This window comes from Marinobacter psychrophilus (assembly GCF_001043175.1).
Lineage (GTDB): Bacteria > Pseudomonadota > Gammaproteobacteria > Pseudomonadales > Oleiphilaceae > Marinobacter > Marinobacter psychrophilus.
This window is the reverse complement of sequence record NZ_CP011494.1, coordinates 2,491,656-2,506,495: the sequence shown is the minus strand read 5'-3', so window position 1 is coordinate 2,506,495 and position 14,840 is coordinate 2,491,656. Positions and strand designations below refer to the sequence as shown.

Here is a 14,840-nt window from a genome sequence, read left to right as displayed (position 1 = left end):
GTTCTCTCCGTTACAATGCCGGGACTGCGGCGCTATTTTCGGCCACAGCGGCTTTCTGACGAACAGTCCTGAAGACGTTGTAGGCCATAACCAGCATACCGCTCAGGAAAAGCACACCGCCCAGGAAGCGCACGAGATAACCCCCGTGAGAAGCTTCCAGAGCCTCTACAAAGCTGTAGGTCAGGCTTCCGTCTTCGTTAACGGCACGCCACATCAAGCCCTGCGTGATGCCGTTAACCCACATTGAAACGATGTACAGCACGGTGCCCGCGGTTGCCAGCCAAAAGTGCACATTGATCAGATTAGTGCTGTGCATTTCCTTCAAGCCCCAAAGTTTCGGAATCAGGTGGTAAATAGCACCAAAACTTATCATAGCAACCCAACCCAGAGCACCGGAGTGAACATGGCCAATGGTCCAATCAGTGTTATGCGACAGAGCGTTAACGGTCTTGATGGACATCATCGGGCCTTCAAAAGTGGACATGCCGTAGAACGACAGGGATACCACCAAAAAGCGCAGGATAGGGTCAGTACGCAGCTTGTGCCATGCGCCGGACAGCGTCATCATGCCGTTAATCATGCCTCCCCAGGACGGCGCAAGCAGAATCAGAGACATAACCATACTGGCGGTTTGGGCCCAGTCTGGCAGAGCAGAGTAGTGCAGGTGGTGGCCACCGGCCCATACGTAGGTACCAATCAGCGCCCAGAAGTGAACGATTGACAAGCGATAGGAATAAACCGGACGACCAGCCTGTTTGGGAACGAAGTAGTACATCATGCCCAGGAAGCCTGCAGTCAGGAAGAAACCTACGGCGTTGTGGCCATACCACCACTGCATCATCGCGTCGGTAACACCGGCATAGGCAGAGTAAGACTTGAACGCACTCACCGGCAACGCCAGGTTATTGCCAATATGCAGAACCGCGACGGTGATAATGAAAGCACCGTAAAACCAGTTAGCCACATAAATGTGCGACATGCTGCGCTTGGTAATGGTGCCAAAAAAGACGACGGCATACGTGATCCATACCACTGCAATAGCGATGTCGATCGGCCATTCCAGTTCGGCGTACTCTTTAGAGGACGTAAAGCCCATTGGCAGAGTGATAGCCGCTGAGACGATAATGGCAGTCCAACCCCAAAAGGTAAAAGCCGCAAGCTTGTCGGAAATTAAGCGCGCCTGACAGGTACGCTGCACAACGTAATACGACGTTGCAAACAACGCACTTCCACCAAAGCCGAAAATAACGGAGTTGGTATGCAGCGGCCGCAGACGGCCGAAGTGGGTAAACGGTAGATCGAAATTGAGGGCCGGCCAAACCAGCTGTGCTGCAATTAGCACACCCAGAGCCATGCCAACAATTCCCCACACGACCGTCATGATGGCGAACTGTCGTACCACCTTGTAGTTGTATGTCAGGTTCGGATTCAATGTGCTCATAGCCTTACCATTGGGTTTGAAAGGGGTTTATGCGGACGCAATTATGAGGAAAGCATTAGGCCTTTGCAATGATTCAGGTCAACTCCTGGCACGCTTTAAAAGTGGCGGAAATAGATGTGCGGCAAGGAGTTAAGTAATTGAGTGGTAATCTGGATTGACTATTTTCCCATTGTACCTACACCACTTAACGTGACTCTTCGGAGATAAATATGAACAAAAATACATGGTTGCCCAGCGTTGGTTTCTATGGTGGTCCCAAGATCGCTATGGTGATTGCTCACGGTGCTGGGGCACCAGCGGATTCTGACTATATGGAACAATTGGTAATGGCGTTGAATGACGTAGGTATTTCTAGCGTCAGGTTCGAGTTCCCCTACATGCAACAACGCCGCTTTGACGGACGCAAACGCCTGCCCGACCGGCAACCAGGCTTACTGGACAGCTTCGCTTTGGCTCTTGAGCGAGCAAAAGAGGAGTTGCCGCCGGATTGCTTTGTGATGGCTGGCGGAAAATCCATGGGCGGGCGTATGGCCAGCTTACTGGCTCAACCGGCCAATATAAGGAAAGGTTCTGCCCCGAGTTTTAATAGCAACCTGCTAAAAAACAGTCCAATAGACGCGGTGGTCTGTTACGGCTACCCGTTTCATCCGCCGGGTAAGCTTGATCGCTGGCGCACTGAGCACTTGGCGCACATCAGCTGCCCGCTGCTGATTATTCAGGGCACCCGTGACCCGTTTGGCAAACCGGCAGAGCTTGAGGCTCAAAGCGCCGCTTTGGCTAACGGGGAATTGCGTTGGCTGGAGGGTGGCAATCACGACTTTCAACCCTTGGCGCGCCAGCCAGAAATCCAGAACGATTTAATTCGCCAGGCGGCGCAACTGACTCGGCAATTCGTAGACAGAATCATCGCTGATCGCTGACTCTTATCGGGTAATCAGGATCCGCTCTGTTCGAGTATGGTGATTATCTCCTCTCGATCCATCATCGGTATCAGTTCTGCCATCAGTTCTTTGCGCTCTTTAGATCGGTACCACCGGTCCCAGTGACTGACCGAGCGCCAATTCGAAAGTATAAAGCGGTTGTTTGGATCGTTTCGATTGCTTAGGGCTTCACCAGATATAAAGCCCGGGGCAGCAACCGCATTTTGCAAAACCTTGCGCGAGCGTGTTTCGTAAGCGACTTCCAGGGATTCGGCAATGTGCCGTTCAATTAATACTCGGATCATGGCGAGCCTCGGTTGTTGTGGTTCGAATTCTGGTGTCCAATACCCCGTAAGTTAACAGATTTAAAGGTTGAATCGACCCATTCTCAGGAGCTAAACCGTGGAAAACCCAGAATTTGACGCAGAACTCGATGCTCGGGGCCTGTACTGCCCGGAACCGGTCATGATGCTGCACAGTCGTATTTTAGACGTGCCGGCTGGCGGCATTCTTCGGGTAACGGCAACCGACCCGTCCACTGTGCGGGATATTCCCCGGTTTTGTCAGTTTCTCGGCCACGAACTTCTGGCTCAGGACCAACCTGATGGTGAGTTCCATTTTATGATTCGCCGCGGCGGCTGAGGTTTAAGACGGTTAGCCGCGAGTATCAACGCCGTTTAGGTGTTGCAGAAATTCGCCACGGTTCATCTCACCTAAAATACGTTGGTGACCGATTTCCTGACCACCGATGTTGTAAAACAGGATGCCCGGCGGTCCGAACAGGCCTAGCTCGTCCAGTAGAGCCTGCTGTTGCGAAGTGTTAGCCGTCATATCAAGCTGTATTAGACTGTAAGGCACCAGAGCTTGAACAACCTCGGCGTCGCTGAACACGTTGCGTTCCATCACCTTGCAGGCAATGCACCAGTCGGCGTAGAAATCCAGCAGTGCGGGTTTGCCAGCGGCTTGTGCTTGTTGCAAAAGCTGGCGTATCTGTTGCGGTTCGCTGGTGCGCTGAAAGTTGGCGTGGCTGTCCGCACTGCCGGCACCGCTGCCGGAGTTGCCTGCCGTGAACGGCGCCAGCGGCTGCAGCGGATCGTTGGCACCTGCCAGCGCACCTGCCAACAGAGCCATACCCCAGGCAAAGGCAACCAGCCCAAGCCCTTTTCGGGTGCGCTGCCAGCCTGCTTTGGCGGCGTCGAAGGCGCCCAGTTGAACGCCCACCAAGGCAATCAGCAAGCCCCACAGAGTCAGAGTAAGCCAGGGCGCAAGCATCCGTTCCAGCAGCCAGATAGCAACGGCTAGCAGCATAATGCCGTAACCGTGTTTGACCGTTTTCATCCATACGCCCGATGTCGGCAGAATTTTGCGCCCACCCACCGCCACAGCGATCAACGGCACGCCCATGCCCAGGCCCAAGGCCAGCAGCGCCAGGCCGCCGATGACCGCGTCTTGGGTTGCAGAAATGTACAAAAGGCCGCCCGCCAGCGGAGCCGACACGCAAGGCGATACCACCAGCGCCGACAGTGCGCCTATGCCAAACAGGCTGGCAATGCGCCCGCCGGACAGGTTTTGGCTGGCATTGCTGAGCGGATTGCGAATAAACGCAGGTAGCTGTAATTCAAAAACGTCAAACATGGCCAGCGCAAACACAATAAACAGCGCGGCAAAAACGCTTAGCACCACGGGCGACTGGAGTTGTGCTTGCAGGTTAAAGCTGGCCCCCAGTAAACCGGTCAGCACGCCGGCTGCGGCGTAGGTCAGCGCCATGCCCAACACGTAACTAGAGGCAAGCACCAGAGCATGGGCGCTGGAGCGGGTATTCTGGCCAGACACCAGTGAGGCAATAATGGGTATCATGGGCAGCACGCAGGGAGTAAACGTCAGCCCCAGGCCCAACAGGAAAAATACGCCAACGATCAGCCAGCTTGGCTGCTGGCTCATGAAGCCGGCAAGCCCACTGGCACTGCGAGTGTCAGACACAGCGTCCGCCGGGTTGGGGCGGCTGTTGCTGGCGTCAGGGGTGGCATTGGAATTGATTGCTTCACCGGGCGCAGCAGTGCTTAAGCCATTACTGTTGGCGTAAAACAGCAGGTCGCGGGTTTGCGGCGGGTAGCACAAGCCGGCACTGGCGCAACCTTGATAGCTGACCTGAAGCTCGGCTTCGGTGACCCCGGCGGGCAGCCGAATGGGTTGCCGAGCCTGGATAGGGTCGTAAAACACCGCCATTTCACCAAAAAACTCGTCGTTGGTGATAACGCCCGGGCGTTCAAACTCAAGCTCGCCGAGGTTAATGCCCGCGCTGACCGGGGTTACGGCAATTCGGCTCTTATATAGATAGTGTTCCGGGGCAATGTCCCATTCTAGTATGAGCGCGTCACCGTCGGTGCGGTAATTAAAAGGCAACGCCTGATCGACAGGAAGAAAGTCACCTTGGCCAGCGGAACTGCCGCCAAAAAAGCTTGAGAAGGTGGCATCCTGTTGCGCGGACGCGGTGTTGTGCGCCAGCAAAAAAATCATCAATGCAACAAGTGCGCTTAGCTGGCAGAAATCCCGAGGGCGTTGCCGGGCTGTGGCAGTAACAATCATGTTGAGCCTTTATTGCAAACGAATGAGTGAAAACCAACAGCGGTGTAGAGGGTAAATGTTGGGCCAAGTTCCCCGGGTGTTTGCCGGTGCAGCATTTTGTACCTTGACGCAGGCTCAAGATCACGCTGGCATTGGGGCTGTTAAAGCCGCACAATAGTGGCCTAATGATGCACTGTGCAAACGATATTATCATGCTATTTAATGGTTTGTTCGATCAACCTTGCCAGACCGTTCTGGTGCGTGGCGACAACGAACCGGAATATTTGCCTGCTGGCCCAGGCCCGGCACAGGTGATTTTTGCCCATGGCTATTTTTCCAGCGCCTTGCACGAAATCAGTCATTGGTGCATTGCCGGTGAATACCGCCGTACACTGCAAGATTACGGCTACTGGTATTGCCCTGACGGTCGTAGCCGTGAGCAGCAGTTCGCTTTCGAACAGGTTGAGGTAAAACCCCAAGCTTTGGAATGGCTGTTTGCTTTGGCCTGTGACGGGCGCTTTCATATCAGCGTTGACAATCTGGCGGGGCAGGGCGCGGCTGACCCGCAACTGTTTGCCAGTCGGGTTGCTTGCCAAGCGATAGCGTATCTTGCACCGGACGCTGTTAATGCCGGTGCAAGCGGATTTGAGAATAGACCCCTGAGCGGCTTTAACAGCAGCATACCCTGCCGTGCAGCGAATTTTTTACACGCGCTAATGCGTTTTTATGGAACCGAGGGCACGCTTACAGAGGCCTTGCAAAAAGATGCACGGCGAGTTGCGCCATTATGGGCGGCTGTCGGTTCTGACTCCCGGAATACCAAGGACACCGAAACCGTATGACCATTGATAATAATTCTATTGACAGCAACCCGACGTCTGCTGCTGACAACAACATCTCCAGTGCTAGTGACAGTCCCGTTATTGACAGTCCTACTGTTGATCGCAGCCACACCTCTGATTTGCGTTTTAGCGATCTGAATCTGGATCATCGCCTGCAGCAGGCCATTGCCGCCATAGGCTTTGAATACTGCACTCCGATACAAGCCGAAACCCTGCCTTGGACCCTGGCCTGCCAAGACCTGATCGGCCAGGCTCAGACCGGCACCGGCAAAACCGCCGCGTTTCTGATTACCGCGATCCAGACCATGCTGGAAACCCCGATTGAAGATAGTAAGCGTTTTGCCTCGGAGCCGCGAGTTCTGGCGCTGGCGCCCACCCGCGAGTTGGCGATGCAAATCGCCAAAGACGCCGAGCAGTTGTGTGCCCATACCGGCCATAAAGTCGTGACTGTGGTGGGTGGTATGCACTACGACAAGCAGCGTGATCAGTTACAGAACGAAGTCGTGGATATTCTGGTAGCAACGCCGGGCCGGCTGATCGATTTTCTGGGGTCTCAGGACGTGTTTCTCGACCAAATCGATATTCTGATTCTTGACGAAGCCGACCGTATGCTCGATATGGGCTTTATCCCGGATGTTAAGCGCATCATTCGCAAGTGTACGCCAAAGGAAGATCGTCAAACGCTGCTGTTTAGCGCGACGTTTAACCAAGATGTGCTGAACCTTGCCTCTATGTGGACTCAAAGCGCCGAGTTTGTGGAAATTGAGCCGGAACAGAAAACCGCCGAGCGGGTTGAACAGACCGTGTACCTGGTCGGCGATGATGAAAAACTGAGGGTGCTGGTGAATTATCTGAAGCGCCCGGAAGTGGACAAGGCGCTGGTGTTCGCCAATCGCCGTGACCAGTGCCGTGATTTAGAAGAAGACCTGCGCAATCAGGGGGTCTCTGTTTCGCTGATGTCTGGCGAGATTGCCCAAGCCAAACGCCTGAAAACCCTTGAGCAGTTCAAGGCCGGCAGCATTCAGGTGCTGGTGGCTACAGACGTCGCAGGCCGTGGTATCCACGTTAATGGTGTAACCCATGTGTTTAACTATAATCTGCCAGACAACGCCGAAGATTACGTACACCGTATCGGCCGCACCGGTCGTGCCGGCAGCACCGGCGTGTCTATCAGCTTTGCCGGCGAAGACGACTCTTTCGCCCTGCCGGCGATTGAAAAGTACATCGGCCAGAAGCTTGCTAACGAGGTTCCAGGCGAAGCGTTGATGGTGCCGATGGACAACGCTCCGATCGCCCGTAAACGCGGTCGTCGGCCACAGGGCACGCGCCCGACCGGCAACCGAAGCAGTGGTAACCGCAGTGGCAATAGCCGGCCGCGCAGAAGCTGATTCAGGTGCACTTCTAGAAAGACCTGACTACAGCTCTGATAGAGACACTGGGTACAAAAGCTCAGAGATAACGTTTAAGGCACAAGGTTTGAGATACAGCGGTTTAGACCCATACCAGTTTAGATAAAAAGGCGGACGACCGGCATGTTGATTGTTGCAGACGAAAACATTCCGTTACTGGACTCGTTTTTTTCCGATTTTGGTGACATCCGCCGGGTCAGCGGCCGAGAGCTCAGCCCAGACCAAGTGCGCGACGCCGATGTGTTGCTGGTGCGTTCGGTTACCCAGGTAAATCGCGGCTTGCTGGAAGGCAGCCGGGTGCGTTTTGTGGGTACCACCACCATTGGTACCGACCATGTTGACCAGTTCTGGTTAGAATCTCAGGGTATCCATTTTTGCGCCGCCCCCGGCTGCAATGCCAACAGCGTGGTGGAGTACGTTCTGGCTGTGGCTTCGTTGCACGCCTCTAGGCGCGGGCTCAGCAACTGGGCGCGCCAGAGTGTTGGTATTGTGGGGGCTGGCAACGTTGGCGGGTTACTGGCGCAAAGGCTGGAACGCTTGGGCTTTACCGTTGTTCTGTGCGATCCGCCCAGGCAGCAGGCCCAGTTCGACGGGCTGGACGAGCCAAGCGCGACCGAATTTTCCAGCCTTGAACAGGCGCTTGAGTGTGACCTGGTAACGCTGCACACTCCGCTAACCCGCGAGGGAGAGCACCGAACCTATCACCTGTTGGGGGCGCAAGAGCTTGCGACACTCAGGCCCGATCAGCTATTGATCAACAGCGGGCGTGGTGAAGTGATCAACAACGCCGATTTGCTTGCACGGCTGCAGCAACCCGATGCGCCCACGGTGGTGCTGGATGTGTGGGAAAATGAACCCAACATAGACCCGCAGCTGCTGCAGCAGGTTTGGTTGGGCACGCCGCATATTGCCGGTTACAGCCTTGAAGGCAAAGTGCATGGCACCGAAACCATATACCGGGCGCTGTCTCGCTTTCTCGGCCTGCCCGTGCGCAAACAGGCAGGCCAGTATCTGCCCCAGCCTCCCTTAAGTAAGCTGGCATTCACCAGCAACGCCGGCGATGATGCGATACAGCAGGCTTTGCATAACTGCTACGATCCGCGCCGTGACGACGCCCGTTTACGGCTGAGCATGGCGGGCGACGAGCAGCAGCGCGCTCAAGCCTTTGATCGGCTTCGTAAGGAATATCCGGTGCGCCGTGAATGTTCCAGTCTGAAAATCCAGCTTAAAGGCAGCAGTAAATCTATGGGAGAGCAGTTCCGCTCGCTGGGATTCAAAGTCAATATCTGATGTCCGCTTTACCGCTCACAACCAAAACAGGCCCATTAAGGCCTGTTATGGTTTTGTGAAAGTCGAATCCTGCAGGCCAATCCCGACGGCCGCTGTTTAAAAACGGCGCCTTAGCGCGCAGCAACCAAAGGTTCGGCGTGCACTTCTCCCTTGGCCAGCATCTCGCCGGTAGCCGCCCCTGACACTTCGAACACGTGATAAGCCTCGGCGCCCAGCGTGTCGATGGCGGTGTCTACATAGTTGTAGTGAATGGGTACCGGTTCTCCTGAAAACGTCACAACGAATTGCCGCACCACCGTTGCAATGTCAACACTCAACGGCTGTTCAACCCACAGGTATACGCACTTGTCGGGCACTACGTATTCGCAGCGCACCGCTCTGTAGCCCTCTCGCAATTTCAGGGTGTTGATAACCTTACCGCCTTCAAGCCGAAACTTATGGATCGTTTTCATGATCGCCACTCCTGGTGTGGTGCACGTTGCATGGTGTAAGACTTGATCATCCATTAATTACGGCTCGAAAAAAATAAAGTTTCTTCGGCCTTATACATCGGAATTTTCGATGCTTTTCACGATGGCCATAGGTCCTTCAATAATAGCCTGCACCGCAGCATCGTGGCTGCCGTGATCGCGGGTGATGGCGAACAGCGTGTCTTGAACCTCGTTAATGATGGCAATGTGGGCAACCCGATATTGCCGGCATACTTCGTCGCAGATCACCGTAGGTGCAGCGAAATAGCCTACACCCTGGTGGCCGAAGACTTTGATCAGGGCGCTGTCGTCAACTTCTGCTACGACATTGACCGCGATGTTGCGACTGGCAAACCAGTTTTTCAGCTCAGTGATGTAAGGTGCATCCAGAGCGGTGGCCAAAAATGGCTGATGATTCAGGCTTTGGGGGAAATCACTGGCCAGACGTTGGGCCAGCTCGGGTACCGCAAACAGCGACATGGAGGAGCGGCCTAATGCGTAGCAGCGTACCTGGGGCGCGTCTTTATCCGCAGGCGGGCGGTCGCTGAGTATGACGTTAAGAGAGCGCTGGTGCAGACATTTCAAAAGTTGTGAGAGGTCACCGGTCTGGCAACGCAGCTTTACAGTACGCGGCAATTCCAGCGCCGGTTTCAGCAAACGGTAGGCGATCAACTTATGAATCGAGGCGCAGATACCCACGGCCAGCCGCAGCGGGCGACCCTCGGCAGGCTTGATCACCAGATCAGACAGCGCCTGTGCAGTCTTGAACATTTCGTCGGCGTAGCTGAACACGGTATGTCCAAAATCGGTGAGTTGCAAAGCCCGGTTGGCGCGGTGGAACAGAGCACCGCCTAGCTGGGCCTCCAGGCTTGCCAGTTGGCCGCTGAGCGTTTGCGGTGTCAGCTCAAGATGATCGGCTGCGGCTACCACAGAGCCCAGGCGGGAAATCACCCAAAAATAATGCAGATGGCGCAGATTCAGATTGTTCAGAGTTGCCTCCGCGGTAAGGGTCAGGTTTTGGTACGCACCAAACGCCTGAGAATGTCTTCCACGTCTATCAGCATTGCCAGTACACAATACTTTTTTAAAGCTTGGCCTGCTGTAACGCCTCGATGCGCCGTTCTAGTGGCGGGTGTGTCATGAACAAAGCACTCAGGCCACTCCGATGGCCCCGGTTGATGGCAAACGCTTGCAGCGTATCGGGCATCTGGTCTGGTACTTGGCTTTCTTGTTTTAGTCGTCCCAGAGCACTGATCATGGCTGCGCGGCCGGCCAGTTGGGCGCCGGCGATGTCGGCGCGAAATTCCCGGCGGCGAGAGAACCAGAACACAATGGTGCTGGCCAGAATGCCTAAAACAAGTTCTGCCACCATGCTGACAATAAAGAAGCCCATACCGTGGCCGCTTTGATTCTTGAACACCACTCGGTCGACAAAGGAACCAATAACCCGCGCTGCGAAAATAACAAAGGTGTTTACCACGCCTTGAATCAACGCCAGGGTCACCATGTCGCCATTGGCTACGTGGCCGATTTCATGGCCCATCACAGCGCGAACCTCGTCTTTGCTGAACCGGCTGAGCAGGCCCTCACTGACCGCCACCAACGCTTTGTTTTTGTTCCAGCCGGTGGCAAAAGCGTTAGATTGACTGGCGGGAAAAATGGCCACCTCAGGCATGCCAATACCGGCGTTTTTAGCCAGCTCCGCCACGGTTTCGAGTAACCATCGCTCCACCGGTGTGCGCGGTGTGTCGATCACCCGGGCTTTGGTGCTCCATTTCGCCATGGGTTTTGAAATCAATAGCGATATAAGAGAGCCGGCAAAGCCAAATATGGCTGCAAACACCAGCAGAGAGCCGTAATCAATACCGTTCTGGGCCAGATAGTTGTCTACTCCCAGTAATCTCAAAGTGAAACTGGCTACCAGGATTACCGCTAGGTTGGTGGCCAGAAACAGCAGTATTCTCATAGCTTCCTTCTCTTGTAAATGAACCCGCGCCTGCGAATGTGCCTATAAAAAAGCCTGTAAATCAGGCCGGCCAAAAGAGGTGACAGCCTTATTGCTTGTATTGTTCCAGGAATCGCCCCAGGCGGCCCACGGCATCGGCCAGAGTGTCTTTGCGAGGAAGGAAAACAACACGCAGATGCTGTCTGTCTTTTACGTTAAAAGCAGAACCCTGCACCAGCAGTATCTTTTCCTGAATCAGCAAGTCCAATACCAGTTTCTCATCGTTGACGATGGGGTAGCGCTTGGGATCCAGTCTGGGGAACAAGTAGAGTGCACCCTGGGGCTTTACGCAACTGACGCCAGGAATGTCGTTTAGCAATTCCCACGCCGCCTGGCGCTGCTCGAACAGGCGGCCGCCGGGAATCACCAGATCGTTGATGGATTGGTAGCCACCCAAAGCCGTCTGGATGGCCAGCTGGGCTGGCACGTTGGCGCACAGGCGCATGTTCGAGAGCATTTCGATGCCTTCAACAAGGTCGGTGGCTTTGTGTTTGGCGCCGCTGATGATCATCCAGCCGGATCGATAGCCTGCAGCACGATAATTTTTCGACAGGCCGTTGTAGGTGAAAAATAGCACGTCATCGGCGAGGGACGCGGTAGAAACGTGCTTCACGTCATCGTAGAGAATTTTGTCGTAAATCTCGTCAGACAAAACGATTAGGTTGTGGGCCCGCGCCAGTTCAATCACCTGGTGTAACAGCTCGGTGGAATAGACTGCGCCGGTAGGGTTGTTGGGGTTAATCAGCACAATCGCCCGGGTGCGTTTGGTGATTTTGCGGCGGATGTCATCAATGTCTGGAAACCAGCCTTGCTGCTCATCGCAGTGATAGTGCACTGGCTTGCCGCTGGAAAGCGCTACCGCGGCGGTCCACAGGGGGTAGTCAGGGGCCGGAATCAACACTTCGTCGCCGGTATTGAGCATGGCCTGCATAGACATCACGATCAGTTCGCTGACTCCGTTACCCAGGTAAATGTCATCAATGTCGACTTTGTCGATGCCGCGCTGCTGGCAATAGTGCATGACCGCTTTGCGTGCGGAAAACAGGCCTTTGGATTCCACATAGCCTTGGGCCAGGTGCATGTTGTAGATGACGTCTTGCTGAATTTCTTCAGGTACATCAAGCTCAAAGCTGGCTGGGTTGCCGATATTCAGCTTAAGTACGCGATGGCCTTCTTCTTCCAGGCGCCGCGCTTCACGCAGAACCACGCCGCGTATGTCGTAGCACACATTGTTCAGTTTGGCGGATTTGTGATAATTCTGCATGCCCAGTCTATCCTTTCTTTAGCGTGTGTTACGGCGAATAAAAAATTAGGAAGTTGCGGTCTATTCTAATGGAGCGGGAGTCCTGAACAACAGTTGAATTATGATGAATAGTGCCAGCGTCCCGTCTGGCTATTCGCCAGACGGGACGCTGGGTTACGGTAGATTCCGCGGTTGCTTGTGAAATAGTAATCTGCCCGTAGGCTGGCAACGAGTGTTAAACTCGGTGTCCCAGTGTTTCACCGTATTTCAGTTAGAAGGAACAACGCGATGGCCGGCATATACGATTTTGAAGTAGCAGACATTCGCGATAACGCCCAGAGCATGGCGGTTTACCAGGGCAAAGTCTTGCTGATTGTGAACACCGCCAGCAAATGCGGTTTCACGCCACAGTTCGAGGGTCTGCAGACGCTTTACAGCGACCTGGCTGATCGGGGCCTGGAAGTGCTGGGTTTTCCCTGCAATCAGTTCATGAATCAGGATCCGGGCAGCAACGACAGCATCGGACAGTTTTGTTCACTGAACTACGGAGTCAGCTTTCCGATGTTTGCGAAAGTTGAGGTAAACGGCGATAACACACATCCGCTCTACCGCTATCTGAAGCATGAGGCCTCAGGGCTGCTGGGGTCTGAGCAAGTAAAGTGGAATTTTACCAAGTTTCTGGTGAATCGCGACGGCACGGTGCTCAAGCGCTACCCTCCCACCACTAAGCCTGCCGATATTCGTGCTGACATCGTAAAGGCGCTGGGTTAGCCCCTGTTAATCGTCGTAGTTGGTTTTTTTCTTCCAGTTGTCGTTTTCCAAAAGGGTATCCCACTCTTCATCCTTCTTGCGGTGCGCCTCAAGGCTTGCGCTGTCGGTCTCTGTGCCGGTCAGCGCTTCCAGTTCTTTGATGCGGGTGCGGAAGTTTTTCACGGCTTCTATGGCCACGGGATTATCCGCAGATTTGCCCATTTCGGTGCTGGCCAGATGGTATGCGTGAATGGCTTTACGTATTTCGTTCTGGCGCATACAATCCCGAGCCTGAAAAACAAGCAGATCAGTCTGGGTTTTGTGTACCAAGAACAGCACGTATTTCAGGTTCTTCTGCGCTGTGGCGGCGTCTAGCCGGCCGGCCTTGTGCATCGCCTCTAACAGGGCGAACAGGCCTTGCAGTAGGTCTTTGACGGCGGTCGCTTTTTGCGGTAAATCTATAAGTATCTGCACTGTTTTGTCTGCACCGTCGCGTATTTGCTGCTTCAGCAGGACCAGCTCATCGCGCCGTTGATCAATGGGTAGGGCGGTGTTCAGGGTTGCCAGGCTATTGCAACTGTGTTCCATTTGTTTGATAAGGATCAGCTTCAAATCACTGGTCAGATACTGGCCTGGCAGTTCCGATAGCAGCTGATTGGCGAGCTTGTAGTTCTTTTCCAGCATGGCAATGTGGCGAACGCGCTGAATGCGGGCTTTTTCACGCAGGTGGCTGATGGTAACCACCGTAATCGCAATGGCAACCACGGCTATTAATAGCAGAACAAGTGTTGAAGGTTTCATGACGTACGACGCGACTCCGTAGGCAAGCTAGCGCAGGTTTAATAGTAAAAAAAGGGTATCAGAAATAGCGTCCTAAGAATGTTTTTAAATGTGAAGGAGAGCAGGCCTTGGATATTTCCCGCGTAGACCTGAATCTGCTGGTATACCTGGACGTGCTGCTGCGAGAGTGCAATGTAACCAAGGCAGCCAATCATCTGGGCATTACCCAGCCCGCCATGAGTAACGGCTTGAGACGGTTGCGCCAGTTGTTTGGTGACCCACTGCTGGTGCGCACCAGCGAAGGCATGACCGCCACTGAAAGAGCCCGGGAGTTGCAGCCAGTGGTGCGTTCGATTGTGTCCAGCATCGAGCAGGTGATGCAGGATAAAACCCCGTTTTCCGCGATTAACAGCCAGCGTGTGTTTCGTATTATGGCCAGTGACTACGCTGAGTCCTGCCTGATGCCGCGAGTACTGCGGCGGATACGTCAGGAAGCTCCGCAGGTAACTCTGGATGTACTAACCCCCAGCGACGTCAGTTTTCTGGATGTGGAGCAGGGCCGGCTAGATATGGCCATCAACCGCTTCGACAAGATTCCCCAGTCGTTTCACCAGAAAACCCTGTGGAGCGAATATTTTGCTTGTTTGATGAATGCTGAAAACCCGATTTTGAAACAATCGTTTGTCCTGGAAAGTTATCTTCAGGCCAGTCACATCTGGGTCAGTAAGACCGGGTTTGGCGTGGGGGTGGGGGTGAACCCCAAAGACGTGCAGCGCCTGGGCTGGGTTGATGAAGCCCTGGCCAAGATTGGCCATAAACGGCAGATTTCAGTGTTCACCCGCCACTATCAAGTGGCCATGCTCTTGGCCGAGCAACACGATCTGATTGCCACGCTGCCATCACGGGCGGCCTGGCTCCAGCGCGACAACCCGCAACTGGTGTTCAAAGTGCCGCCCTTCGATATTCCGCCGTTCGATTTGAAAATGGCCTGGAGCCCGCTGCTGCAACACAACGCTGACCACCAATGGTTGCGCCGGCTGATCGCCGAGGTTGCCGAAGAAGTAGACGCAGAGTTTGCCGAGTTCGGCACACCCTTCGAACGCGGCTGATTCAAAAGATGGCGCA

15 protein-coding genes are annotated in these 14,840 nt (G+C 54.4%); 7 read left to right on the top strand and 8 right to left on the bottom strand.

All coding sequences use genetic code 11. The features are described from left to right. Positions 1-10 precede the first annotated feature (10 nt). Complete coding sequence (gene ccoN, locus ABA45_RS11260) at positions 11-1,441, bottom strand: cytochrome-c oxidase, cbb3-type subunit I (protein ID WP_048386171.1); 1,431 nt, start codon at positions 1,439-1,441, stop codon at positions 11-13. Between the two features lie 209 nt (positions 1,442-1,650). On the opposite strand from ccoN, the gene ABA45_RS11255 reads away from it, so the two are divergent. Beyond that, positions 1,651-2,361, top strand: coding sequence for an alpha/beta family hydrolase (locus tag ABA45_RS11255; RefSeq protein ID WP_048386169.1), 711 nt, complete (start codon positions 1,651-1,653; stop codon positions 2,359-2,361). A 14-nt stretch (positions 2,362-2,375) separates the two neighbouring features. Here ABA45_RS11255 and ABA45_RS11250 read toward each other — a convergent pair whose 3' ends face one another. Next, positions 2,376-2,666 carry an antibiotic biosynthesis monooxygenase family protein gene (locus ABA45_RS11250; RefSeq protein WP_048386167.1) on the bottom strand — a complete coding sequence of 97 codons (291 nt, stop codon included), beginning with the start codon at positions 2,664-2,666 and terminating at the stop codon, positions 2,376-2,378. A gap of 97 nt (positions 2,667-2,763) precedes the next feature. On the opposite strand from ABA45_RS11250, the gene tusA reads away from it, so the two are divergent. Further along, positions 2,764-3,003 carry a sulfurtransferase TusA gene (gene tusA, locus ABA45_RS11245; RefSeq protein WP_014871679.1) on the top strand — a complete coding sequence of 80 codons (240 nt, stop codon included), beginning with the start codon at positions 2,764-2,766 and terminating at the stop codon, positions 3,001-3,003. Positions 3,004-3,015: 12 nt separating this feature from the next. On the opposite strand, the gene dsbD is transcribed toward tusA, so the two are convergent. Beyond that, positions 3,016-4,947, bottom strand: a complete 1,932-nt coding sequence (gene dsbD, locus ABA45_RS11240) for a protein-disulfide reductase DsbD (protein WP_048386166.1) — start codon at positions 4,945-4,947, stop codon at positions 3,016-3,018. Positions 4,948-5,138: 191 nt separating this feature from the next. Here dsbD and ABA45_RS11235 point away from each other — a divergent pair, with 191 nt between their 5' ends. The 3 genes from ABA45_RS11235 to pdxB all read left to right on the top strand — a co-directional run bounded on the left by ABA45_RS11235 (position 5,139) and on the right by pdxB (position 8,467). Further along, complete coding sequence (locus ABA45_RS11235) at positions 5,139-5,768, top strand: elongation factor P hydroxylase (protein WP_227506016.1); 630 nt, start codon at positions 5,139-5,141, stop codon at positions 5,766-5,768. Further along, positions 5,765-7,156 carry a DEAD/DEAH box helicase gene (locus ABA45_RS11230; RefSeq protein WP_048386163.1) on the top strand — a complete coding sequence of 464 codons (1,392 nt, stop codon included), beginning with the start codon at positions 5,765-5,767 and terminating at the stop codon, positions 7,154-7,156. Before ABA45_RS11235 ends, ABA45_RS11230 begins: the two co-directional genes overlap by 4 nt. A gap of 144 nt (positions 7,157-7,300) precedes the next feature. Then, positions 7,301-8,467: a 4-phosphoerythronate dehydrogenase PdxB gene (gene pdxB, locus ABA45_RS11225; RefSeq protein WP_048386161.1), complete on the top strand. Its 1,167-nt coding sequence runs from the start codon at positions 7,301-7,303 to the stop codon at positions 8,465-8,467. A 110-nt stretch (positions 8,468-8,577) separates the two neighbouring features. Here the strand turns inward: pdxB and ABA45_RS11220 are convergent, their stop codons facing one another. The 4 genes from ABA45_RS11220 to ABA45_RS11205 all read right to left on the bottom strand — a co-directional run bounded on the left by ABA45_RS11220 (position 8,578) and on the right by ABA45_RS11205 (position 12,206). Beyond that, complete coding sequence (locus ABA45_RS11220) at positions 8,578-8,919, bottom strand: DUF7352 domain-containing protein (protein ID WP_048386159.1); 342 nt, start codon at positions 8,917-8,919, stop codon at positions 8,578-8,580. Between the two features lie 90 nt (positions 8,920-9,009). Continuing rightward, a complete protein-coding gene (locus ABA45_RS11215) occupies positions 9,010-10,014 on the bottom strand; it encodes a LysR family transcriptional regulator (protein WP_227506015.1) in 1,005 nt (334 codons plus the stop codon). Between the two features lie 7 nt (positions 10,015-10,021). After that, positions 10,022-10,903, bottom strand: a complete 882-nt coding sequence (gene htpX / locus ABA45_RS11210) for a protease HtpX (protein ID WP_048386158.1) — start codon at positions 10,901-10,903, stop codon at positions 10,022-10,024. 88 nt (positions 10,904-10,991) lie between these two features. Further along, entirely contained in the window at positions 10,992-12,206 is a 1,215-nt protein-coding gene (locus ABA45_RS11205) for a pyridoxal phosphate-dependent aminotransferase (RefSeq protein WP_048386156.1), read from the bottom strand. 267 nt (positions 12,207-12,473) lie between these two features. Between ABA45_RS11205 and ABA45_RS11200 the strand changes: the two genes are divergently transcribed. Continuing rightward, a complete protein-coding gene (locus tag ABA45_RS11200) occupies positions 12,474-12,956 on the top strand; it encodes a glutathione peroxidase (protein ID WP_048386154.1) in 483 nt (160 codons plus the stop codon). A gap of 6 nt (positions 12,957-12,962) precedes the next feature. Here ABA45_RS11200 and ABA45_RS11195 read toward each other — a convergent pair whose 3' ends face one another. Then, positions 12,963-13,736: a hypothetical protein gene (locus ABA45_RS11195; RefSeq protein ID WP_048386152.1), complete on the bottom strand. Its 774-nt coding sequence runs from the start codon at positions 13,734-13,736 to the stop codon at positions 12,963-12,965. 107 nt (positions 13,737-13,843) lie between these two features. Here ABA45_RS11195 and ABA45_RS11190 point away from each other — a divergent pair, with 107 nt between their 5' ends. Continuing rightward, complete coding sequence (locus ABA45_RS11190) at positions 13,844-14,824, top strand: LysR family transcriptional regulator (protein ID WP_048386150.1); 981 nt, start codon at positions 13,844-13,846, stop codon at positions 14,822-14,824. The last annotated feature ends 16 nt before the right edge of the window (positions 14,825-14,840 follow it).